Here is a 21,975-nt window from a genome sequence, read left to right on the forward strand (position 1 = left end):
ACGCCACACTCACACATTCGAGTGAGAAACCCGGCTCCAAGCTTGAGCAGCGTTTCCGGCTTACCATGATGTTCTCGACATCCGGCCGTCAGGAGGAACGTCATGTCCGCCGCAGCAGTCGAGCACTCCCGTGACGAGCCGACACTGCTGGAGGTCGCTGACCGTCTCGCTCAGGAGCTTGTCGGTTACCGCGTCGAGGTCCTCGGGGGAGAAATCACCGTGTCGCCGTCCGCCGACTCCGGTCACGCCCGGTCACTGACCCATCTCATGCTGGCGCTGGCGCCTCTCCACGGCGAGACATCCGAAGTCTTCCAAGCTCTTGGCATCATGCTGCCCGACGGCCCTTCCGACTTCGCCATTCCCGACCTCTGCGTCGTCGAGGCCGAGATCGAGAAGCATCACATCAAGTCGAACGGTTACGACCCCGTGGCCTTTCGGCTGGTCGTGGAGATCACCTCCTCGAACCTCAACGATGATCTCACCCGGAAACCAATCGCCTACGCCCGGGCAGGCGTCCCCGTCCACCTGGTGGCCGACCACAAGAACCGTCGCGTCCTGGTCATGACCGACCCTGTCGACGGCCAGTACCGGGTCCGCGCGGTCCACCGCCCCGGCGAGTCCTTCGCCCTCCCAGAACCCGTCGGCAAGCCCTTGAAGCTGGACGTCGACAAGATCCTCGGCCACAACTGACCCTTCCCGACCTTACGGGGCAACCCGCCTCCGGCAACCCATAACCTCCCACAGAGCCTCAAGCTTAAGATCTATACACCCCGTGTATACACATGGTGTACAGTGCTCCGCATGTCCATCGCTCACACGCTGCTCGGGCTGCTGGAGTCCGGGCCGCGCCACGGTTACGACCTCAAGCGCGCCTTCGACGAGAGATTCGGTCACGATCGGCCGCTCCACTACGGCCAGGTGTACTCGACCATGTCCCGGCTGCTGAAGAACGGCCTCGTGGAGGTCGACGGCATCGAGGCCGGCGGCGGGCCGGAGCGGAAGCGGTACGCGATCACCGACGCGGGGGTCACGGATGTCCAGAAGTGGCTGACCTCGCCCGAGAAGCCCGAGCCGTACCTCCAGTCGGTCCTCTACACCAAGGTCGTCCTGGCCCTGCTCACGCACCGGGACGCCACCGAGCTGCTGGACCGGCAGCGGTCGGAGCATCTGCGGCTGATGCGGGAGCTGACCCGGCGCAAGACCGGCGGCGACCTCGCCGACCAGCTCATCTGTGACCACGCCCTCTTCCACCTCGAAGCCGATCTGCGCTGGCTGGAACTGACAGCCGCCCGGCTCGACGCGCTCGCCTCGGAGGTCCGCGCATGACTCCTCCCACCACGCCCCCCACCGCCCCGGCCGCGGGCCGCGAACCCATCCCCTCCGCCACGGAGGCCGCCGCGTCCGGCGCCCTGCTCTCCGCCGAGGCCCTGCACAAGACCTACGGCGCGACCCCGGCCCTGGACGGCGCCTCGTTCGCCATCCATCCCGGCGAGATCGTCGCCGTCATGGGCCCGTCCGGCTCCGGCAAGTCGACGCTGCTGCACTGCCTTGCCGGGATCGTCCAGCCGGACGCCGGCACGGTCCGCTACCAGGGCCGTGAGCTGTCCGCCCTGTCCGACGCCGAGCGGAGCGCCCTGCGCCGCGGCGAGTTCGGGTTCGTCTTCCAGTTCGGCCAGTTGGTGCCCGAGCTGACCTGCACGGAGAATGTCGCCCTGCCCCTCCGGCTGACCGGCATGGGCCGCAAGGAGGCGGAGTCCCGCGCACTGGCCTGGATGGACCGGCTGGAGGTGGCCGATGTCGGGCCCAAGCGGCCGGGGCAGATCTCCGGCGGCCAGGGGCAGCGGGTGGCCGTCGCCCGCGCGCTGGTCACGCACCCGCGGGTGGTCTTCGCCGACGAGCCGACCGGCGCGCTGGACTCCCTCAACGGCGAGCGGGTCATGCAGCTCCTCACCGAGGCGGCCCGCTCCACCGACGCGGCCGTCGTCCTCGTCACCCACGAGGCGCGGGTCGCGGCCTACTCCGACCGCGAAGTGGTCGTGCGGGACGGCGTCGCCCGGGACATGGCGGGTGTGCGATGACGACCACCCACCCCCCGGGTGGCCGTACCCGGGCCCCGGACCACGCCGGCGACTCCCCCGTGACGGACGGCCAGGCCTCCGCCCGGCCGCCCACCGACCGCCGCTCCCTCCTCACCCGCTGGGCCGCCGACCTGCTGATGGGCGCCCGTTTCGCGTTCGCCGGCGGGCGCGAGGGCTGGATCCGCGCGGTGCTCACCGCCGTCGGTGTCGGTCTCGGCGCGGCGCTGCTGCTCGCGGCGGCGAGCGTGCCGGAGGTCATGGCGGCCCGGGACGCCCGCGGAGCGGAGCGCTCGGCCTCCAACTACGGCCCGCAGGTGGAAGCGGGCCCGGACACGGTCCGGGTCGGCCAGGCCAACACCGACTTCCGTGACCGGCCCGTCACCGGCCTGCTGGTCCGGCCCGACGGGGATGGGCGGCCGCCGGTGCCGCCCGGGCTGGAGAAGCTGCCCGCCACCGGGGAGATGGCCGTCTCCCCCGCCCTGCGCGACCTGCTCGAATCCCCCGGGTCCGAGCTGCTGCGGGAACGGCTGGACCACCGGATCACCGCGGTCATCGGCGACGAAGGGCTGACGGGCCCGCAGGAACTGATGTACTACGCCGGCGCCGAGGAGAGCGATTTCGCCACCGGCTACAGCTACCACCTGGACGCGTTCGGCAACCAGGGCGCCGCGGACGATCCCATGCCCCCCGAACTGCTGCTGCTGGTCATCATCATCTGCGTGGTGCTGCTGCTGCCCGTGATGATCTTCATGGGAACGGCCGTGCGGTTCGGCGGCGAACGGCGCGACCGGCGGCTGGCGGCCCTCCGGCTGGTGGGCGCGGACGGCCGGATGGTCCGGCGGATCGCCGCCGGCGAGGCCATGGCCGGCGCGCTGCTGGGGCTCGCGGTGGGCGGCGGCCTGTTCCTGCTGCTGCGGAGCTCCGCCGAATCGCTGGTCATGTTCAACATGAGCGTCTTCGCCGCCGATCTCCGTCCCGCCCCGGCGCTGGCCGCCCTGATCGTGGTGGCCGTCCCCGTCGCCGCCGTGGCCGTCACCCTGCTGGTGCTGCGCGGGGTGGTCATCGAGCCGCTCGGCGTGGTGCGCAGCGCCGTGCCGCGCCGCCGGCGGCTGTGGTGGCGCCTGGTGCTGCCCGCGCTGGGGCTCCTGCTGTTGCTGCCCCTCGCGGGCGGCTTCGCCTCGACCACCGACGCCGCCGCGACGTTCCAGGTCGCCGCGGGCACCGTGTTCGTGCTCATCGGCTGCGCCGGACTGCTGCCGTGGCTGGTGGAGTCGGTGGTGCACCGGATGTCCGGCGGGCCCGTGCCGTGGCAGCTCGCCGTCCGCAGGCTCCAGTTGAGCAGCGGCACCGCGGCCCGCGCGGTCAGCGGAATCACCGTCGCCGTGGCCGGGGCCGTGGCCCTCCAGATGCTCTTCTCCGCGACCCAGGCCGAGAACACCGAGGCGACGGGCCACGACACCAGCCGCGCCCAGATGCAGGTCTACGCCGACGCCGAGGACGCCGGAGCGGCGCGGGAGCTGACCGATCGCCTCGGCGCAGCCGAGGGCGTCACGGGAACGATCGGCTACATCCAGGCCTCCGCCACCTCCCAGGAGACGGGGACGGCCGGATCCGGCGAGGCCGGTGGCTACGACGCCGCGCAGTGGACGAGCATCCAGGTCGCCGACTGCGCCTCCCTGCGGGAACTGATCGCGATCGGATCGCGGTGCGCGGACGGCGACGTCTTCGTCACCCGGCCCGCCGGGGACGACGCGCCGTCGGCCCTTCCCGGCCCCGCGGAGAGCCAGTCCTGGGTCCGCCCCGGCACCACGGTGGACCTCCGCTGGGACGAGGAGGGCATGGTCGCCGAGGATCCCGTGCGGTGGACGGTCCCGGACAGCGCACGCGAGGTCGACTCCCGCGAGGACCCGCTCGGCGGCCGTCAGGAGGGCATCTTCCTCACCCCGTCCGTCCTCGACACGGACATGCTTCAGGAACCGTCGGCCGTCGCCCAGATACGGGTGGACCCGCGGAACCCGGACGCGCCGGAGCATGTGCGCAACGCCGCCGCCGCGGTGTCCCCGCTGGTCAACGTGTTCACCCTGCACGGCTCCGCGGAGAACAGCCTCTTCACCACCATCAAGCGCGGCCTGTTCATCGGCGCCACCGCCACGCTGGTGCTGATCGGGGCGAGCATGATCCTCTCCACCCTGGAGCAACTCCGGGAACGGCGGCGGCTGCTCTCCGTCCTCGTCGCCTTCGGCACCCGGCGGTCCACCATGGCCTGGTCGGTGCTGGGGCAGACGGCGCTCCCGGTGGCGCTGGGGCTGATCCTCGCGGCCGTGGGCGGCCTGGGGCTGGGCGCCGTCCTGCTGGCCCTCGTCGACCTGCCCCTCTCCGTGGACTGGGCGAGCCTGGCACTGCTGACCGGCGCCGGCGCGGCCGTGGTCCTCGGGGTGACCGCGCTGAGCATGCCGCCGCTGTGGCGGATGATGCGGCCGGAGGGCCTCCGCACGGAGTGACACCCGGGCCGGGACACTGCCGGACACTTCCGTCCACGTCCTGCGCGGGCCCGGCCCACCGCCACCGTCCGGTACGCCCCCGAAGGGGAGCGCGTACCGGACGGTGGCGCGCCCGGTCCTGCCCCCGGCACCGGGCTCCGGGCTCCGGCACCGGGCTCCGGGCTCCGGCCGCGGCGGCATCACCGCACCCACGTGCGCGTCCACCGGGGCCCGCCGGCCGTGTGGTCGGCACGGCACCGGCCTGCACCACCCGGGCAGTCGCCGGAGCGGCCGTGCCCGGACGGCGGCGCCGCCGGCTAGCCCGTCCGCGGCGGTGCGGACGGCGCGGACGGCGCGGACGGTGCTGACGGCGCGGACGGCGCCCGGGGCGGTGGCGCGTCCGGCGGCAGGATCCGCACCGGAAGCCCCGTCAGCGTCTCGCGCAGCGCCGCCGCGAACGCCTCGAACTCCTCCTGCCGGGCCGCCCCGGACCGCATGGCCAGCGCTATCCGCCGGGACGGCGCCGGGTCCGCGAAGCGGCCGGTGGCGAGGTGGGCGGAGCGCCCGGTCTCCACGCGGAGCGCGGTGCGCGGCAGCAGGGTCACCCCCAGCCCGCCGGCGACGAGCTGGACGAGGGTGGCGAGCCCGGCCGCGCCGGTGGTCGCCGCCGCCCCCTCCTCCCGGCCCGCCTCCCGGCAGATGTCCAGCGCCTGGTCGCGCAGGCAGTGCCCCTCATCGAGCAGGAGGAGATCGACCTCGCGGAGCGCCTGCCGGGGGATGTCCCGGCGCCCGCCGAGCCAGTGGTCGCGCGGGGTGACGAGCACGAAGTCCTCGTCGAAGAGCGGCAGTTCGGTGACGCCGGGGGCACCGAGCGGCACCGCGAGCAGCAGCAGGTCCAGCCGGCCGCCGGTGAGCCCCTGGAGCAGGGAGGACGTCCGCTCCTCGTGGACCTGGAGCTCCAGCTCCGGGTAGCGGTCCCGGACCAGCCGCAGGACGGCCGGCAGCAGATAGGGCGCCACGGTGGGGATCACGCCGAACCGCAGGGTGCCGGTGAACGGGGCGCGCACCGCGTCGGCCTCCTCCATCAGCTCGCCGACCGCCTCCAGGACGGTACGGGCACGAGCCGCCAGCCGGGCGCCCGCCGGGGTGAGCAGCACCTTCCGTGTCGTACGCTCCAGGAGCTGCACCCCGAGGACCTCCTCCAGCGCGGACACGGCGCCGGAGAGCGCGGGCTGGCTCATCCGCAGGTGCACGGCCGCGTCCCGGAAGTGGAGGTGGTCGGCGACGGCGGCGAACGCCCGGAGCTGGGCGAGCGTCGGCCGCCGGGCGGGGGCGGGCCCCGGTCCTCGTCCTGCGGGCACCGGACTCTCCTCCCGTGGTTACTGGGGTTTCTGGGGGTTTCCGTGGTTACTGCGGTCACTGCGGTCACTGCGGGTTCCGTCGTTTCCGCGCGTCCCGGCCCGCCCTGTGACGGCCCCGCCGGGGCGTTCGATAAGGGGATGCTATCAACGGGTCTCCGCGCGGCGATTTCCGCGATCAATGCACTCTGTGCCAGGGTGGGGCCTGTCCAACCTCAGGAAAGCTCCCCAAAAGGGGGCTTACCACCCTTGCAAGGAGATCGCGTGCTCACCGTTGGTGACAAGTTCCCCGCCTACGACCTGACCGCCTGTGTCGACCTCGACGCGGACAAGGCCTTCGCGCAGATCAACCACAAGAGCTACGAGGGCAAGTGGCGTGTGGTCTTCTTCTGGCCCAAGGACTTCACCTTCGTCTGCCCGACCGAGATCGCGGCCTTCGGCAAGCTGAACGACGAGTTCGCCGACCGTGACGCGCAGATCCTCGGCGTCTCCGGCGACTCCGAGTTCGTCCACCACGCCTGGCGCAAGGACCACGCCGACCTGCGCGACCTGCCCTTCCCGATGCTGGCCGACCCCAAGCACGAGCTGATGCGGGACTGCGGCGTCGAGGGCGAGGACGGCTACGCCCTGCGCGCCGTCTTCATCGTGGACCCGAACAACGAGATCCAGTTCTCCATGGTGACCGCCGGCTCCGTCGGCCGTAACCCCAAGGAGGTCCTGCGGGTGCTCGACGCCCTCCAGACCGACGAGCTCTGCCCGTGCAACTGGAAGCAGGGCGAGGACACCCTGGACCCGGTCAAGCTGCTCTCGGGAGAGTGATCTGAGATGGCTCTCGCCGAACTCAAGGCCGCGCTGCCGGATTACGCCAAGGACCTCAAGCTGAACCTCGGCTCCGTCATCGGCAACTCCGAACTGCCCGAGCAGCAGCTCTGGGGCACGGTGCTCGCCTGCGCGATCGCCTCCCGCTCCCCGCGCGTGCTGCGCGAGCTGGAGCCGGAAGCCCGCGCGAACCTCAAGCCGGAGGCGTACACCGCCGCCAAGGCCGCCGCGGCGGTCATGGCGATGAACAACGTCTTCTACCGCACCCGGCACCTGCTGTCCGACCCCGAGTACGGCACGCTCCGCGCGGGCCTGCGGATGAACGTCATCGGCAACCCGGGCGTGGACAAGACGGACTTCGAGCTGTGGTCGCTCGCCGTCTCCGCCGTCAACGGCTGCGGCATGTGCCTGGACTCGCACGAGCAGGTGCTCCGCACCGCCGGTCTGGGCCGGGAGACGATCCAGGAGGCCTTCAAGATCGCCGCGGTGGTGCAGGCGGTCGCCGCGACGCTGGACGCCGAAGAGGTGCTGGCCGAGGCCTGACGGCCGCCCGGGCCGGCCGGCGGCACGGCGCCGCGCGTGCCTCGGCGCCCTCGCCCCGACGTCCTGGCCCTGACGTCCTGGCCTGCGCACAGGGGCGCCCCCACCGGTCGGTGGGGGCGCCCCTGTGTCATGTCCGGTCACGGGTGTCATGCCGGTCACGCCGCGCGCCGCCCGTCTCCCCCGCTCCGGCCTCCGTACCGTCCCGTGCCCCCGGCCCCGGCGGGCGGGACCGGCGGAACGATGAGGGACGGAGCGCGGGGCACACGGCGGCCCGCGCAACCCGTACGGGCCGGGCCGGCGCCCGCCACCCGGCCCCGGCCGGGGATACGGGCGCCGGTGCGGAACCGCGCTATCCGGCGGGCCGGTCCGGCGGTTCCGGTGGCCGGGGGCCGTCCGGCGCGGGGCCCGCCCCCGGGCCGGAGCCGGTGGCTCCGGGCTCACCGGCGGTGCCGTCGGGAGCCTCCGCGCCCGGCCGGGTGCCCGGGGGCGCCGACGGCCCGCCCCGAGGCTCGTCGTCCGGGGCCGGCGCCGGCGCGGAGGACGTCGTCGAGGACGGCACAGCCGCGGAGCCGGACGCGGACGCCGCCGAGGACGCCGCCGCGGAGGCCGCCGCGACGGCGGCCGGGACCGTGACCGTCGGCCCCACGCCCTCGGCCCGTGCCGCGGCCTGCCGCTCCGCGTGCCGGTAGAGATAGCCGACGACCGTGTTGACGACGGCCACCAGCGGCACCGCCACCACCGCGCCACCGATGCCCGCGACGAGGCCGCCCGCCGTGACGGCGAGCACCACGGCCAGCGGGTGCACCCGCACCGCGCGGCCCAGGATGAGCGGCTGGAGCACATGGCCCTCGATCTGCTGCACGGCCAGCACCACGACCAGCACCCACAGCGCGGTGAACACGCCGTTGGTGACGATGGCGACGATCACCGCGAGGGCACCGGAGACCACCGCGCCGACCAGGGGCACGAAGGCGCTGAGGAAGATGATGACGGCCAGCGGCACCGCCATCGGCACACCCAGGAAGTAGATGCCGATGCCGATGAAGATGGCGTCGATCAAGGCCACCACCACCGTGCCCCGCACATACGCGGTGAGGGTGAGCCAGGCGCGCGGACCGGCCCCGGCGACCCCGTCCCGCGCGGAGGCGGGCATGAGCTTCAGCAGCCAGTCCCAGATCTTGCGGCCGTCGTAGAGCAGGAAGAGGGCGGAGAACATCGCGAGCGCCAGGCCGGAGGCCACCTCGATGACGACCGTGACGCCCTGGAGACCGGCGGAGGTGATGGCCTCGGTGTTGCTGCCGACCGCGTCGCTGAGGTTCTGGGCGATCTGGTTGATCTGCTCCTCGGTGACGTGGAACGGCGAGTTGAGCAGCCACCGCTTCAGCTCCTGGATACCGTCCTGGAGCTGGCTGGACAGGTTGTCGATGTTCTCCATCACCTGCCAGACCACGAACCAGCCGATCAGGCCCATGAAGACGATGCCGCCGACGAAGGTCAGGGCGGTCGCCGGGCCGCGCGGCACGCCGCGGCGGCGGAGCATGGCGACGGTGGGCTGGAGCAGGGCGGTGATCAGCAGACCGATGACGAAGGAGAAGACCACCAGCCGCACGGTGCTGATGACCTGCATCGCCACCCAGAGCGTGCCTGCGAGCACCAGCAGCCGCCAGCCGACCTCGGAGGCCACCCGCATGCTCCACGGCACCGAGTCGGCCGGCTCGCGCCGGGCGGCGACACTCGGCGCGTAGGCGGGCGGCGGCGGGACGAGGGTGCCGGACCGGGCCCCGGACCGGCCCGCCCCGGGCCCGGCACCGGAAGGACCGCCCGCACCGCCGTCCCCGTCGTCGTAGGCGGCCGCGTCGGCCTCACCGGCCTCGGCGGCGCGCTCCTCGGCGCGGGCCCGGCGTTCGTTCATCCGGGCGGCGATCTTCGTCAGCCCGGAACCCACGCCCCCGAGCCAGTCAGGCAGTCTCGACATGTCTCTCCCACTTCCCCCAGTCCCCTGAGGCAGTCAGTCCTCCCCGAGGCAGTCGGACCGACGTTACACGTGGACGGCCCCCGCCCGTGGCTGAGCCACGAGGCGGGGGCCGTCTTCAGTGGGCCCGTGCGGCGCCGGCGGGCGCCGCGGGTCTCAGTACCAGTTGTTGGCCTGCCAGAACTCCCAGGCACCACAGGGGCTGCCGTAGCGGCCGTCCATGTAGCTGAGGCCCCACTTGATCTGCGTCGCGGGGTTGGTCTGCCAGTCCGCGCCGGCGCTGGACATCTTGGAGCCGGGCAGCGCCTGCATGAGGCCGTAGGCCCCGGAGGACGGGTTGGACGCCTTGTAGTTCCAGCTGGACTCGTGGTCCACGATGTTGCTGAAGCACTGGAACTGGTCGGCGGGGACCATCTGCCGTGCCATGGCCTGGACCTGGGCCACGGTGTAGGAGCTCTGGACACCGAAGTCCGAGGCGTCGCGGGTCGCGGAACGGCTTGCCGCAGCAGACTTGGCTTCGGCTGCCTCGCGCTCCTTGGCGCGCTCCTCCGCGGCCTTCTTGTCCGCCTCCGCCTTCTTGGCGGCGGCGTCCTTCGCCGCCTGCTTCCGCGCGGACTCCTCCGCGGAGCGCTTGGCCTCCGTCTCGGCAGCGAGGGACTGGGCGTCCGCCTGCTGCGTCAGGGAAGCCGTCTGGGCCACGGCGTGGTTCCCGGCGGGTATGTCTGCGAGGAGGGTCGCGTCGGCGGCGGTGGCCTCGATCGAATCGGCCGATGCCTGGGTGCCGCCGGAGGCCACACCGACGACCGCGCCGACGGTGGTGACCGCGGTGGCGGATGCCACGGCGAATCCCCGGACCGAAATCCGGCTCACACGGTTTCCTTCCAGCATCGCCCGCTTAGGTGACCTCGCGGGCGCGATCGTGCCCCTGGCGCTGGCCCCCATTGTTCCGGTCCCCAGGGCGGGACCGGCTGGTCACGGAGGCGCGGACCCGGGCGGCCTCCCCGGGGGGAGTTCCGCTCGCTGCTCGGGCGGCGTACGGCGGCGGTCTTCAGTTCTGGTGGCGCGCTCCTGGTGGCGGTGCGCTCCGCTCCCGGCCCTCACCCGAGGGGCATGAACCGGGGGTGGTGCTCATGATGCCGTACGCGGGGCCTGACAGAACCCACACCCTGCCGGACGGCGGGTGGTTGAGGCAATTCCCCGGTGCGTGGGAAAGCTCACACGAGGTTTGCGCGATCACTTCATCGGAAAAAGGGATGCGCCGCACGCCCCACCGCTAAGCTCCTTGGCTTTCGCGGTGCGGCGCGCGGCGCACGGGGCCCGGCCCGGGCCCCAACACCCCTCAGACCGGGGCGTCTTCCAGCATCTCGGTGACGAGGGCGGCGATCGGGGAACGCTCGGACCGGTTGAGGGTGATGTGCGCGAAGAGCGGGTGGCCCTTCAGCCGCTCGACCACGGCGACCACACCGTCGTACCGGCCGACCCTCAGATTGTCCCGCTGGGCCACGTCATGGGTCAGGACGACACGGGAGTTGGCGCCGATCCGGGAGAGCACCGTGAGCAGCACGTTGCGCTCCAGGGACTGCGCCTCGTCGACGATCACGAAGGCGTCGTGCAGGGACCGGCCGCGGATGTGCGTGAGCGGCAGCACCTCCAGCATCCCGCGCTCCACCACCTCCTCGATGACCCCGGCCGAGGTCACCGCGGAGAGCGTGTCGAAGACGGCCTGCGCCCACGGGCCCATCTTCTCGGCCTCGCTGCCCGGCAGGTAGCCCAGCTCCTGCCCACCCACGGCGTACAGCGGCCGGAAGACCATCAGCTTGCGGTGCTGCCGCCGTTCCAGCACGGCCTCCAGCCCCGCGCAGAGCGCCAGCGCCGACTTGCCGGTGCCGGCCCGGCCGCCCATCGACACGATCCCGACCTCCTGGTCGAGCAGCAGGTCGAGGGCGATGCGCTGTTCGGCGCTGCGGCCGTGGATGCCGAACGCCTCCCGGTCACCGCGCACCAGCCGGACCCGGCCGCCGGGGGTCACCCGGCCCAGGGCCTTGCCCCGCTCGGACTGGAGCACCAGGCCGGTGTGGACGGGGAGCCCCTCCGCCGCCGCCACGACGGCGCTGTCGGCGGCGAAGAGCTCGTCCACCTCCTCTGCGGGCACGGACAGTTCGGCCATCCCGGTCCAGCCGGAGTCGGTGACGGCCAGTTCCGCCCGGTACTCCTCGGCGAGCAGACCCACCGCGGACGCCTTGATCCGCAGCGGCAGGTCCTTGGAGACGACGGTGACGTCGTACCCCTCGGCCTGCAAATTGCGGGCCACGGCGAGGATGCGGGTGTCGTTGTCCCCGGGACGGCCGGACGGGCCGAGGAAGGACGGCGGCAGGACCGACGGGTCGGAGTGGTTCAGCTCCACCCGCAGGGTCCCGCCCAGCTCCCCGATGGGGATGGGCGCGTCCAGCCGCCCGTGACGGATCCGGTACTCGTCCAGGCGGCGCAGCGCCTGCCGGGCGAAGTAGCCGAGTTCGGGGTGGTGCCGCTTGGCCTCCAGTTCCGTCACCACGACCACCGGGAGCACGACTTCGTGCTCCTCGAAGCGGGTCATGGCGGACGGGTCGGCGAGCAGGACGCTGGTGTCGACGACATAGGTGCGCCGGTCGTGCAGGCGGCGTTTCGTGCTGGTCACCACGGGTGGACGAACCCCCTCGGATGAGGTCGGGGTGCGACGGCGTCGCGGGGGACTTGAACCGGTGCCGGCCACGCTGCGCGGGCCGGCGACCGGCCCTCCCCGACTCCCGCCCGCGGGACGACCGGCCGGGGCCGGTGTTCCGCGCGGTCGTCCGTGTGCAAAGGGCCTCCCGGGCGGGCGGCCACCGAGCCGCCCGCTGCGTTCGACACCCATGGGCCGGGCGTCGATCTGGTGGTGATATTCCCTCGAACGAGCGGCGCCATGCCCCGGTGCGCCCGGCAGGCGGAAGCGCCCCGGGGGTGAGGCCCCTGGGGCGCGTGGGCCACCAGCATCTCCATGGTGTGGGAGAGCTGGTGCGGATCGCGTGAAGTCCGGGGAACGGAACGGGAGTTACCGGGCAGTCAGGCCCACCGGGCGTGACGGCCCGCTGGCCGTCCCCGGATCACCCACCTATGCTCCCCGAACCGCCGGTCGACCGCCGGCCCCGCAGAACGACCCCCTCCGGTGACACGGCCGCCACTTCGGCGCGCCGTGCCGTCACCCTGCCCTTTTCTCCGCACTGGAGCGTTCGTGTCCCGTTTGATCAACTCCCCCCACCGCTCCCCCCGCCCGGGCCGCGCCCGGCCCTCCACCGTCCCGGCCCGCCGGCTCCGGTCACCCCGGCCCCCGCGGGCGGCCGGGGTCCGCCGTGGCGGAGGGAGCACCGCGTGACCACCGGGTTCACCGGGGACCACTTCACCACGGTCCTCTTCTTCCTCCTCTTCGTCCTGGGCTGCCTCCTGCTCTCCATGTGGAGCAGCCAGGACCTCGGCGAAGGCGCGGACGCCTTCCACAGCGGCGGCTCGGGCAACGGACCGGTACGCCAGAGCCTCGCCCTGAGCGGTGACTTCGTGTCGATCGCGGGCGTGCTCTACATCGTCGGCACCGTCGCCGTCGCCGGGTTCGACGGGATCGCCGTGGTCATCGCCACCGCGCTGTCCCCCCTGCTGTTCAGCCGGGTGCTCGCGGGGCGGCTGCCGATCGAGCACACCCGGTCCTTCGGCGATGTCCTCGCCCACCGGCTGCCCGGGCCGGCCGCGCGCCGGCTGGCCGCCGTCGCGGCGCTGGTGGCCTCCGTACCGCTGCTCGTCGCGCAGCTCGGGCCGCTCGGCGAGATCACCGCGGCGCTGATGGGCTTCCCCGGCCGGCTGGGCGAGACGGCCTGCACCGTGGTGCTCGGCCTGATCATCCTCACCTGCGCCTCCATCGGCGGCGCACGCGGCGCCACCCTGTTGCAGGCCGGCATGGCGGTGTCCTTCGTCTTCATGGGCCCCCTGCTCGCCGCGCTGGTCATGGGCCAGTTCGGCTGGAGCACGGGGGAGCTGGCGAAGGCAGCCGAGAAGGGCAGCCAGGCCGGAGACTCCTACTTCTCCTTCGGTCATCTGTTCGGCGGCGGCACGACCGGCGCCGTGGACACGGTGAGCCTCGTGCTGACGATCCTGCTCGGCGCGGCCTTCCTGCCCCACTTCATCCCCCGGCTGACCACGAGCCGCGGACCGTCCGAGGCGCGGCGGGCGGCCGGCTGGACGGCCGGCACCGTCGCCCTGCTCTGCTTCTCGGCGATCTTCCTCGGCTACGGCATCCAGGCACTGATCGGCGCGGACGGCATCAACGCGGCCGGACCGCGCGGCGGCAACAACCTGCTGCTGCTCGCCGACGCGCTGGACGGCGGCGACCAGGGGCCCGGCATGGTGCTCACCTTCATCGCCTCCGCGACCTTCCTCACCGTCATGGCCTCCGCCTCGGTGATGCTCCTCGTCAGCTCCGCCGCCATCGTCCACGACCTGGGAGCAGGCAGGGCGGAGAAGGCCCGGCGGCGGGTCCGGATCCACGACGGGGTCCGGGCGCGGCTGGCGCTGCTCGCCGCCGGCGCTGCGGCCATCGCCCTGGCCGTCTTCGGGCGGGACGCCAACCCGCAGTTCTGGCTGATCCTCAGCTACACGGTCGCCGCCTCGTCGGTGCTCCCGGCGCTCTGCGTCGGCCTGCTGTGGCGGCGGTACACGGTCTCCGGGCTGCGCTGGGCCGTCGTCGGCGGCATCTCCGTCACCGTGCTGCTGATGTTCTTCTCCCCGGCCATCTCCGGCGCCCCCGACGCCGTCTTCCCCGGCGCGGACTGGCAGGTCTTCCCGCTGTCCTCCCCCGGACTGGTCTCCATCCCGGTCGGCTTCCTCCTTGCCTGGCTGGGCAACCGCCGGGAGGCGCCGGAGCCGCAACCGGAACCGGACGACGGGGAGTGGCGGCCCGGCGGGCGCACACGGCAGCCGGTGGGCTGACGGGCCCGGCCCGGCGGGGCGTCTCGGGCGGGGGAACGGCGGGGGCGGTGGCGGTGTCCGTGGGTACGGGCGCCGGCACCGCCCCCTCTGCCGTTGCCGTGTCCGGCCCGCCGTACGCCCGGGCGTACGGCGGGCCGGACCAGGACCTCGGACGGATGCCTCCGGACGGGCGGGACCGGCCCGGGGACGGCGGATCGCCGGTCAGCCGCCGTAGCGCCGGTGCCGTGCCGCGTAGTCGCGCAGCGCCCGCAGGAAGTCCACCTTCCGGAACGCGGGCCAGAAGACCTCGCAGAAGTAGTACTCCGAGTGAGCGCTCTGCCAGAGCATGAAGCCCGAGAGCCGCTGCTCGCCGCTGGTGCGGATCACCAGGTCGGGGTCGGGCTGGCCGCGGGTGTAGAGGTGCTGGGAGATGTGCTCCACCTCCAGCTTGTCGGCCAGCTCCGACAGCGAGGTACCGCGCTCGGCCTCTGCGGTGAGGAGGGACCGCACCGCGTCCGTGATCTCCTGCCGGCCGCCGTAGCCGACGGCGACGTTGACCAGTATCCCGTCGACGTGGGCGGTGGCCTCCTCCGCCTCCTTGAGCACGGTCTGGGTGCGGGCGGGCAGGATGTCCATCGTGCCGGCGTGGTGCACCCGCCAGCGGCCGTCCGCCGCCAGGTCCCGCACGGCGCCCTCGATGATGCCGAGCAGCGGGCCCAGCTCGGACTCCGGCCGGTCGAAGTTGTCCGTGGAGAGCAGCCAGAGCGTGACCACCTTCACATCGGTCTCGGTGCACCAGCCGAGCAGCTCCTGGATCTTTCCGGCCCCGGCCCGGTGCCCCTGCTCGGCCGTACCGCCGGAGGCGCGGGCCCAGCGGCGGTTGCCGTCGAGGATCACGCCGATGTGCTTGGGGCCCCGGGCGGTGTCGAGCCGGCGCTCCACACGCCGCGCGTAGAGCCCGTACACCAGTTCGCGAACGGCCGCGTAGGGTCCGCGGCGCCGCCGCTCAGTCCCGTCGTGCCCCTCGGCCTTCCGCAGCATCGCCTTCCTCAGCCCCTCCGAGCAGTGCCAGCACCGAAGCCAGCACAGTACTGCTCCCACCACCGAGCGGGCCAACCGTGTCCCGCCGGCGGCGTGATAGGGAGAGGAGCGTGACAGATTCCTCCCCCGCCCCCGCTTCTCCCCGCCCCGGCGGCTCCGGCGGCCGCTCCGGCCCCTCCGCCCCGTACCGCGCGGCCGATGACCGCTACGACTCCCTGGCCTACCGGCGCAGCGGCCGCAGCGGGCTGCGGCTCCCCGAGATCTCCCTCGGCCTCTGGCACAACTTCGGCGACGACCGCTCCCTGGAGTCCCAGCGGGCGATCCTCCGCCGCGCCTTCGACCTGGGCGTGACCCACTTCGACCTGGCCAACAACTACGGCCCGCCGCCCGGCTCCGCCGAGGCCAACTTCGGGCGCCACCTCGCCCGCGACTTCCGCCCCTACCGGGACGAGCTGATCATCTCCACCAAGGCCGGCTACCGGATGCACCCCGGGCCGTACGGCGAGTGGGGCTCGCGGAAGTACCTGCTCTCCTCGCTGGACGCCTCGCTGCGCCGGATGGGCCTCGACCACGTCGACATCTTCTACTCCCACCGCTTCGACTCCGCCACCCCGCTGGAGGAGACGATGGGCGCCCTCGCCACCGCCGTCCGGCAGGGCAAGGCGCTCTACGCGGGCGTCTCCTCGTACACCGCGGAGCAGACCCGGGAAGCGGCCCGGCTGCTGCGCGAGATGGGCGTCCCGCCACTGATCCACCAGCCCTCGTACTCGATGATCAACCGCTGGACCGAGGACGACGCGCTGCTGGACACCCTGGAGGAGGAGGGCATGGGCTGCATCGCCTTCGCCCCGCTGGCCCAGGGACTGCTCACCGACAAGTACCTCGACGGCATCCCGGAGGGCTCCCGCGCCGCCCAGGGCAAGTCGCTCGACCCCGGCCTGCTCACCGAGGACGTGGTGCGCCGGCTGCGGGGGCTGGACGCCGTCGCCCGGCGCCGCGGCCAGACGCTGGCGCAGCTCGCCCTGGCCTGGGTGCTGCGGGACGAGCGGATGACGTCCGCGCTGATCGGGGCGTCGAGCGTGCGGCAGCTGGAGGCCAACGTGGCGGCGCTCGGCGGGCCGGCGTTCACGGACGAGGAGCTGGCCGAGATCGACACCTTCGCGGTCACCACACCGGGGGTGAACATCTGGGCGCTCCGGGGCTGACCAGCGGGTCCGGGCGTGGGACGGGGGCCCGCGGGGTGCGGGTGGCGGGGGACGGGCCCGGGACCCGCGGCTTTCGCGGGCCACCGGACGGGGGACGGGGCCGGGCCGGGCCGGGCCGGGCCGGAGGAACCTGCGAGGTCCGGTGCGGGCCCCCGGGATGCTGGGGCGCGGGTTCACGGACTCACGCGGCATGAGGGACGGGGGCGGGGCGCGGTGGCCGTTCACGGGGGCGGACCGATCTCCGCCGGTCCGCGGGCCGAACGGCGGCCGGGCCGGTGGACCGGACGCCCTCGCTCACCGTCCGTCACGTCCGGTGAGCGGGAGGACGGCCGCCGTGACCGTCCCGGGGGAAAAGAAACGGGCCGGTCCGTGGGGGGGATACGGACCGGCCCGAGGGGGGGTTCCCACCATAACCCCATGCGGGCGGTGGTCGCCGTAGGCGCGGCGCGCCCCGCGCACCGGCAGCGGCGGCCCCTCCGGACGGGGGAGCCGTCAACTGCCCCTGGCATCACGCCGCGTGACCGTTCACCCCGCGCCCAGACCGCCCACCAGCATCCCCAGAAAAGTGCCGCACATCATAAAAGGGCCGAACGGGAGCGCGGTCCGGCGCCCGGCGCGGCGCAGCAGCACCAGCGCGCCCCCGTAGACCGCGCCCAGCAGGAACCCGGCGAAAGCGCCGATGAACAGCACCACCCAGCCGTACCACCCGAGGATCACACCGGCCGTCACCGCCAGCTTGACGTCCCCGAACCCCATGCCTGCCGGGTGGATGAGGAACAGCAGCAGGAACGCGCCGCCCAGCACCACCCCGCCGAGCAGCGCTCCCGTCCAGGACCCCGCCACCCCGGGCAGGGGCGCGGCGAGCCCGAGCAGCACGGCGGCGGCGGGCGGGAGCGTGAGGGTCAGGACATCCGGCAGCCGGTGAACCGCCACGTCGACATAGCCCAGGACCAGCGCGAACGGCACCAGCAGCAGCCACGCAGCCAGCTCCGGCCGCGGGCCCGTGGCCACCGCCAGCCCGGCACAGGCGGCGGCACCGAGAGCGGCCGCGCCGAGCGGGCGGGGGGCGGAGGGGCCGGGGGCGGCGACCGGGCGGAGGGCGGCGACGAGGGGCAGCGGCCCGCCGTGCCCGGTGGGCGCGCAGTCCGTGCAGCGGCCGGTTCCGGCCCAGCCCCGTAACGGCCCGGTCAGCGGATGCCCGGCGGGACAGTCGGCGCGCCACGGCTCCCCCGGCTCGACGGCGAGCCGGTACACCGCCCGGGGCACCAGCAGGCCGGCGGCGGCACCGTACAGGGCGGCGAGGAGAGTCAGCGGCAGCAGCACGCCCCGACCCTACGGACCGGGAGGCCCACCGGTCATGGGCCCGGGGGCCCTAACCCCGGAATCGGGTGACGCGCCCCGTGGAGAGCCGTGTTCTGGTAGAACCCGGGGGGCTGGGGCCTGGGACAACGCCCGGGACAGGGCCCAGGTGATCAGGCGATCAGGTGAGAGATCAAGGACGACGAAGGGCGGACCGGCATGGCGCGGCTGCGGGACGGCACCACCACCCTGACGATCCTCCCGGCCCCGGACCACGTCCCCGTCCCGGCCCGCCGCCCCGCACGCCGTGCCGGCACCGGTCCCGCGACCGGCACCCCTCGCGCGGCCGGCGCGGCCGGTCGGAGCGGTGCCGAGCGGGCGGAACCCCGGCGAAGCGAACCACCGGGGCCGACGACCGTCCCCCTGGAGATCGCCGCCTCGCTGCGGGCCCGTACCCGCGGTCTCCTCGGCCGTGACGGCATCGAGGGGGCGATCCTGCTGACGCCCGCGAACAGCGTGCACACCTTCCGGATGGGCTTCCCGATCGACGTGGCCTATCTGAGCTGGGACCTCCGGGTGCTCGCCGTACGCACCATGCGCCCCGGCCGGATGGGCCGGCCCCGATTCCGGGCCCGTCATGTGCTGGAGGCGGAGGCGGGCGCGATGGCCCGGTGGGGACTGCGGCGGGGCTCCCGCGCGCGCATCGGCTGACCGGCGGCCCCTGCCGGCGACGACGGCCCCCCGCACCGCACCGCACCGCACCCGCAACGGCAACGGCAAATGGGAGACGGGCAGACGGGCAGACGACGACATGGGGGCGGGCGCTAGCAGATGGGCCACGGGTCAACGGCACGACGCGGCCGCGGCCCGACGACCCGGACGGTCACCCCGGGGCCTCCCGGAGCCACCGCGGGCCGGAGCCCGGCCGGGCCGGCCACCGGCCCGTCATCCCGGGTGGCGCGCCGCCAGGTACCGGCCGAAGGTGACCCGCCCGATGGTCGGGGCCGGGCCCGTCCCGCCGCCGCCACCATTGCCGGAGCCGCTGCCGCCGTCGCCGGAGCCGCCGTCGCCGGCCGTGCCCCCGGGGGCCGCCCCGCCTGCGGGCACCAGGTTGGCACCGTCCCGCAGGGCCCGGCCCGCTTTCCCCGGCAGCGGCAGCGACAGGACGGGCCGCCGGCGCCCGGTGGCCCGCAGCCACTCGCGCGTCAGGTCGGCGTGGCTACGCACCTCGGGGCCGCCCATGTCGGGGGCGCGCCCGGCGGGGAGCCCGTCCGCCAGTTCGACCAGCCGTCCCGCGACCTCGCCCACGTCCACCGGCTGGAACCGCACCCCGGCGCAGGCCAGCGCCACCGGCAGCCGGCGCTGGGCCGCCGCGATCCGGACGATCAGATCGTGGAACTGCGTGGCGCGCAGAATCGTCCACGGCACCTGCGAGGATTCGATGATCCGTTCGCATTCCAGCTTGGCCCGGTAGTACCCGAGGGGAATCCGGTCGATGCCGACGATCGAGATGTGGACCAGGTGCGGGCTGCCCTCCGTCTGGCCGGCGACGGTCTCCGTCAGCCGCCGGGTGGCCTCGACGTCGCCGCGGCCGGCCGTCGTGGCGCAGTGGATGACCACGTCCGTGCCGGCGACCGCCTCCGCGATGCCCTCTCCGCTGCCGAGATCACCGGTGACCCAGTCGTACGGCCGGTCGTCACCGGCGGGGCGCCGCCGTCTGCTGAGCAGCCGGACGGCCGGTCTGCCGTCCGGGAGCCGCGCCCCGGGCGGCGCGCCGTCGAGCAGCCGCTGGACGACGGCCCGGCCGAGCGTGCCGGTTCCACCGGTCACCAGGACGGACTGGGGGACCACCGCGCCACCTCCTCGGGACGGACGGCGGGGCACCGCCCTCCCGGCATCATGCCCGCGTCCGCCCCTCCCGCGCAGGCCACCACGCGACTGCCCGGCCACCACCGGAACCCCGCCGCGACGGGAGCGCCGGGGGCGCACAACCGGCCCCGTGGGCGCGCCTCGTGGGCCCCGTCAGCCCTCGTTCGCGGAGCGGGGGAAGGACACCTCGACGCGGCGGTTCTTCTTCCGCCCCTCCTCCGTGGAGTTGTCCGCGATCGGGAACTGCTCGCCGTAGCCGCGGATGTCGAAGGTCACGCCCGAGTCGAGATCCTTGACGAGCTGTTTGTGCACCGCGTTGGCGCGCTTCTTGGACAGCACGTCGCCGTGCGCGGAGGAACCGAGGTTGTCCGTGAAGCCGAAGACCTGGACCCGCTGCGCGTCCTGGTTCTTGATCTCCTCGGCGATCTCGGCGATCCGGGCGTTCGCCCTGGAGTCGAGCTTGGCGCTGTCCTTGCCGAAGAGCACCTCCGCCTGGAGGGAGAAGGTGACGTCCGCGTTGGTGTCCTCACGGCGCTCCTCGCCGCCCAGGTCCTCGACCACGGACTTGATGTCGAGCACCTTCGCGTCGGCGAGCTGGGCACCGGCGACCATCTTGAGGTCGGGGTCGTCGGCGTCGATCTCGACGGGCGGTGACGGGGTCACGGCCGCGCCGGGGCCCCCGGGAGCGCCGGGGGCGGTGGGGGTGGTGGGGTCGTCGTCCGCGCGGGCCAGGTCGGCCGTGTGCACCACGCCGAGCGCGGAGAGCGCCAGGACCAGGGCGACGGCGGTGGGGGCCCGCAACACGTGCGGCCGACGCAGCGGGAGACCGGGGTGAGGGCGAGTCGCGTTCACGGGGCGCTCACTCGGTGATCTCTACGGTGGCGGAGTCGAACGTGGGCAGGGAGAACTCCACCTCGGTGGTGCCTTCGGGTGGGGCGGGGAACTGGACGAAGAAGGGGACATCTTTGCCGGGGGCTACCTCGGTGATCCCGGTGGTGCACAAGCACCGTCCCTCCGTGTCCCGCAGGGTGTAGTAACGCTTCTTGCCCTTGTGATCCACAAGAGCAGCCCCACCGAGGGAGTAACCGTTACTCATGATCTCTTTCTCGTTACCCTGCCACTTGGTGGTGTCGAAATACGATTCCTTACCATCGTTCCGAACTGTTCCCTCAAGAGTCAGAAATCCGCCCGAATCCCGTTTCAGCACGTGGACGGCAAGGCTCATACCGCTCTCACCCTTGAGTTCAGCGATGGTCTCGGAGGGTCCGGACCCCTCCGATTCCCCTCCTTCCGGCTCGCCCGCACCGGAGTCCCTGCCGGAGTCCTCCTGTGCCGATGATTCTCCTGACGGCTTTTCATCACTGTCAGATCCACAACCGGCCACGGCAAGCACCAAGCTCGCCACAAGCGCTGCTGCGGCGGCTCCCCTTCGGGCCTTCGCCGTGTGCCGAATACTCATGAAGCGTTCCTCTGCTCGTAGGTTCAGCGGTCACTCGGACAAGTGGACGGAGAAGAGGTCCGCCGCCTCCGGCAGCAGATCCAGGTCGTCGAGGTCAATGATCCAGTCGTCACCGTCACAGGAGAACTCCACGGCGTCCGTGTCGCCGGTTTCCACGCCACAGCGTGGTTCGACCACCGCCGTGGCGTCGGCCTCGCCATGCATGCTCTCCGTGCCGGGGACGATCGACTCACCGATCGTGAAGTCCGTGCGGATCGAGACGGTGCACTCGTCGAGCGCGCACTGACAGGAGGTCACACCGGAACGGTTCTTGGCGGCGAAGTCGGAGGCCGCCGCACAGGCGGGACCCGGGTCGGTGTCCCCGTTCCCTCCGAGCCAGTCCTCCCAGCCCCCGTCGCCTTCGAGGGCGTCGAGGAAACCGTCGGTCCACTGATCACGGAGTTCCTGAGCGGCGGCGAGCGCCGCGGCGTCCGCCGCCGTCTGGGCGCTGTTGCGGGTGGCCGCGGCCTGCCCCACCGCGAAGTAGGCGAACGCAAGAAAGAGCAGGCCCGCCACCACCATGATGTAGATGGGGAAGGCCTGCCCGGAGTCACCCGGTGAGCAGCGATCGCGTATCACCCGGACTTGATGCTGGAAATGGCTTGCATGATGCGGCTCAGGACCGCTTGCCCAATCCCCGATCCCGCGATCGCCCCGATGATCAGCACCACCACCAGGATGATGCCCAAGTATTCGAGGGCGGTCTGCCCCCGGTCCCCGCCGCCCGCGGCTCGGCGGGTCCGGGCGGTGATCGCCCTCACCGCCGTGTCCCGCCAGCCGCTCACGCGGACCAGCGTCCCGGCCGCGGCCTGCGCCAAGGTCTTGTTCGCCATGGGACCTTCCTC

20 protein-coding genes are annotated in these 21,975 nt (G+C 73.3%); 9 read left to right on the plus strand and 11 right to left on the minus strand.

Annotated features, from left to right (window positions below):
- The first annotated feature begins 102 nt into the window (after positions 1-102).
- The 4 genes from HCK00_RS08115 (at position 103) to HCK00_RS08130 (ending at position 4,579) form a co-directional block, all read left to right on the plus strand.
- Entirely contained in the window at positions 103-690 is a 588-nt protein-coding gene (locus tag HCK00_RS08115) for a Uma2 family endonuclease (protein ID WP_168101123.1), read from the plus strand.
- A 111-nt stretch (positions 691-801) separates the two neighbouring features.
- Complete coding sequence (locus tag HCK00_RS08120) at positions 802-1,326, plus strand: PadR family transcriptional regulator (protein ID WP_168101124.1); 525 nt, start codon at positions 802-804, stop codon at positions 1,324-1,326.
- Positions 1,323-2,078 carry an ABC transporter ATP-binding protein gene (locus tag HCK00_RS08125; RefSeq protein WP_168101125.1) on the plus strand — a complete coding sequence of 252 codons (756 nt, stop codon included), beginning with the start codon at positions 1,323-1,325 and terminating at the stop codon, positions 2,076-2,078. Before HCK00_RS08120 ends, HCK00_RS08125 begins: the two co-directional genes overlap by 4 nt.
- The gene (locus HCK00_RS08130; RefSeq protein WP_240965371.1) at positions 2,075-4,579 is read left to right on the plus strand and encodes an FtsX-like permease family protein; all 2,505 of its coding nucleotides are present in this window, start codon (positions 2,075-2,077) and stop codon (positions 4,577-4,579) included. Before HCK00_RS08125 ends, HCK00_RS08130 begins: the two co-directional genes overlap by 4 nt.
- A 296-nt stretch (positions 4,580-4,875) precedes the next feature.
- On the opposite strand, the gene HCK00_RS08135 is transcribed toward HCK00_RS08130, so the two are convergent.
- Positions 4,876-5,919, minus strand: coding sequence for a hydrogen peroxide-inducible genes activator (locus HCK00_RS08135; protein WP_168101126.1), 1,044 nt, complete (start codon positions 5,917-5,919; stop codon positions 4,876-4,878).
- 261 nt (positions 5,920-6,180) lie between these two features.
- Between HCK00_RS08135 and HCK00_RS08140 the strand changes: the two genes are divergently transcribed.
- Positions 6,181-6,735 (plus strand): peroxiredoxin, encoded by a 555-nt coding sequence (locus HCK00_RS08140; protein WP_168101127.1) that lies wholly within the window; start codon positions 6,181-6,183, stop codon positions 6,733-6,735.
- Between the two features lie 6 nt (positions 6,736-6,741).
- Entirely contained in the window at positions 6,742-7,278 is a 537-nt protein-coding gene (locus HCK00_RS08145) for an alkyl hydroperoxide reductase (protein ID WP_168101128.1), read from the plus strand.
- 349 nt (positions 7,279-7,627) lie between these two features.
- Here HCK00_RS08145 and HCK00_RS08150 read toward each other — a convergent pair whose 3' ends face one another.
- From HCK00_RS08150 to phoH2, 3 genes are all read right to left on the minus strand, one after another.
- Positions 7,628-9,253, minus strand: coding sequence for an AI-2E family transporter (locus HCK00_RS08150; RefSeq protein ID WP_168101129.1), 1,626 nt, complete (start codon positions 9,251-9,253; stop codon positions 7,628-7,630).
- Positions 9,254-9,406: 153 nt separating this feature from the next.
- On the minus strand, positions 9,407-10,120 hold the full coding sequence (locus HCK00_RS08155; protein WP_446459014.1) for an aggregation-promoting factor C-terminal-like domain-containing protein: 714 nt from the start codon (positions 10,118-10,120) through the stop codon (positions 9,407-9,409).
- A 469-nt stretch (positions 10,121-10,589) separates the two neighbouring features.
- On the minus strand, positions 10,590-11,927 hold the full coding sequence (phoH2, locus tag HCK00_RS08160) for an RNA 5'-3' helicase PhoH2 (protein ID WP_168101131.1): 1,338 nt from the start codon (positions 11,925-11,927) through the stop codon (positions 10,590-10,592).
- Between the two features lie 707 nt (positions 11,928-12,634).
- Between phoH2 and HCK00_RS08165 the strand changes: the two genes are divergently transcribed.
- Positions 12,635-14,239 (plus strand): sodium:solute symporter family transporter, encoded by a 1,605-nt coding sequence (locus HCK00_RS08165; RefSeq protein WP_168101132.1) that lies wholly within the window; start codon positions 12,635-12,637, stop codon positions 14,237-14,239.
- Positions 14,240-14,440: 201 nt separating this feature from the next.
- On the opposite strand, the gene HCK00_RS08170 is transcribed toward HCK00_RS08165, so the two are convergent.
- On the minus strand, positions 14,441-15,259 hold the full coding sequence (locus HCK00_RS08170) for an isoprenyl transferase (RefSeq protein WP_168101133.1): 819 nt from the start codon (positions 15,257-15,259) through the stop codon (positions 14,441-14,443).
- A gap of 110 nt (positions 15,260-15,369) precedes the next feature.
- Between HCK00_RS08170 and mgrA the strand changes: the two genes are divergently transcribed.
- Entirely contained in the window at positions 15,370-16,464 is a 1,095-nt protein-coding gene (gene mgrA / locus HCK00_RS08175) for an L-glyceraldehyde 3-phosphate reductase (protein ID WP_168101134.1), read from the plus strand.
- Between the two features lie 525 nt (positions 16,465-16,989).
- On the opposite strand, the gene HCK00_RS08180 is transcribed toward mgrA, so the two are convergent.
- Positions 16,990-17,787 (minus strand): prepilin peptidase, encoded by a 798-nt coding sequence (locus tag HCK00_RS08180; RefSeq protein WP_375781932.1) that lies wholly within the window; start codon positions 17,785-17,787, stop codon positions 16,990-16,992.
- A 399-nt stretch (positions 17,788-18,186) separates the two neighbouring features.
- On the opposite strand from HCK00_RS08180, the gene HCK00_RS26875 reads away from it, so the two are divergent.
- On the plus strand, positions 18,187-18,474 hold the full coding sequence (locus tag HCK00_RS26875) for a DUF192 domain-containing protein (RefSeq protein ID WP_206320097.1): 288 nt from the start codon (positions 18,187-18,189) through the stop codon (positions 18,472-18,474).
- A gap of 234 nt (positions 18,475-18,708) precedes the next feature.
- On the opposite strand, the gene HCK00_RS08190 is transcribed toward HCK00_RS26875, so the two are convergent.
- From HCK00_RS08190 to HCK00_RS08210, 5 genes are all read right to left on the minus strand, one after another.
- The gene (locus HCK00_RS08190; RefSeq protein WP_311765205.1) at positions 18,709-19,614 is read right to left on the minus strand and encodes an SDR family oxidoreductase; all 906 of its coding nucleotides are present in this window, start codon (positions 19,612-19,614) and stop codon (positions 18,709-18,711) included.
- Between the two features lie 171 nt (positions 19,615-19,785).
- The gene (locus HCK00_RS08195) at positions 19,786-20,484 is read right to left on the minus strand and encodes an OmpA family protein (RefSeq protein WP_311765206.1); all 699 of its coding nucleotides are present in this window, start codon (positions 20,482-20,484) and stop codon (positions 19,786-19,788) included.
- A 7-nt stretch (positions 20,485-20,491) separates the two neighbouring features.
- A complete protein-coding gene (locus tag HCK00_RS28420) occupies positions 20,492-20,728 on the minus strand; it encodes a hypothetical protein (RefSeq protein ID WP_311765207.1) in 237 nt (78 codons plus the stop codon).
- Positions 20,729-21,121: 393 nt separating this feature from the next.
- Positions 21,122-21,709, minus strand: coding sequence for a pilus assembly protein TadG-related protein (locus HCK00_RS08205; RefSeq protein ID WP_311765208.1), 588 nt, complete (start codon positions 21,707-21,709; stop codon positions 21,122-21,124).
- Positions 21,706-21,963, minus strand: a complete 258-nt coding sequence (locus HCK00_RS08210; protein WP_168101137.1) for a hypothetical protein — start codon at positions 21,961-21,963, stop codon at positions 21,706-21,708. Before HCK00_RS08210 ends, HCK00_RS08205 begins: the two co-directional genes overlap by 4 nt.
- Between the last annotated feature and the right edge of the window lie 12 nt (positions 21,964-21,975).

Origin of the sequence: Streptomyces zingiberis (assembly GCF_012034935.1) — a bacterium.
Classification (GTDB): Bacteria; Actinomycetota; Actinomycetes; order Streptomycetales; family Streptomycetaceae; genus Streptomyces; species Streptomyces zingiberis.

Coding starts and splice junctions, on each gene's coding strand:
- HCK00_RS08115 (WP_168101123.1), top strand. CDS start 103: ATGTCCGCCGCAGCAGTCGAGCACTCCCGTGACGAGCCGACACTGCTG.
- HCK00_RS08120 (WP_168101124.1), top strand. CDS start 802: ATGTCCATCGCTCACACGCTGCTCGGGCTGCTGGAGTCCGGGCCGCGC.
- HCK00_RS08125 (WP_168101125.1), top strand. CDS start 1,323: ATGACTCCTCCCACCACGCCCCCCACCGCCCCGGCCGCGGGCCGCGAA.
- HCK00_RS08130 (WP_240965371.1), top strand. CDS start 2,075: ATGACGACCACCCACCCCCCGGGTGGCCGTACCCGGGCCCCGGACCAC.
- HCK00_RS08145 (WP_168101128.1), top strand. CDS start 6,742: ATGGCTCTCGCCGAACTCAAGGCCGCGCTGCCGGATTACGCCAAGGAC.
- HCK00_RS08150 (WP_168101129.1), bottom strand. CDS start 9,253: ATGTCGAGACTGCCTGACTGGCTCGGGGGCGTGGGTTCCGGGCTGACG.
- HCK00_RS08170 (WP_168101133.1), bottom strand. CDS start 15,259: ATGCTGCGGAAGGCCGAGGGGCACGACGGGACTGAGCGGCGGCGCCGC.
- HCK00_RS28420 (WP_311765207.1), bottom strand. CDS start 20,728: ATGAGTAACGGTTACTCCCTCGGTGGGGCTGCTCTTGTGGATCACAAG.
- HCK00_RS08210 (WP_168101137.1), bottom strand. CDS start 21,963: ATGGCGAACAAGACCTTGGCGCAGGCCGCGGCCGGGACGCTGGTCCGC.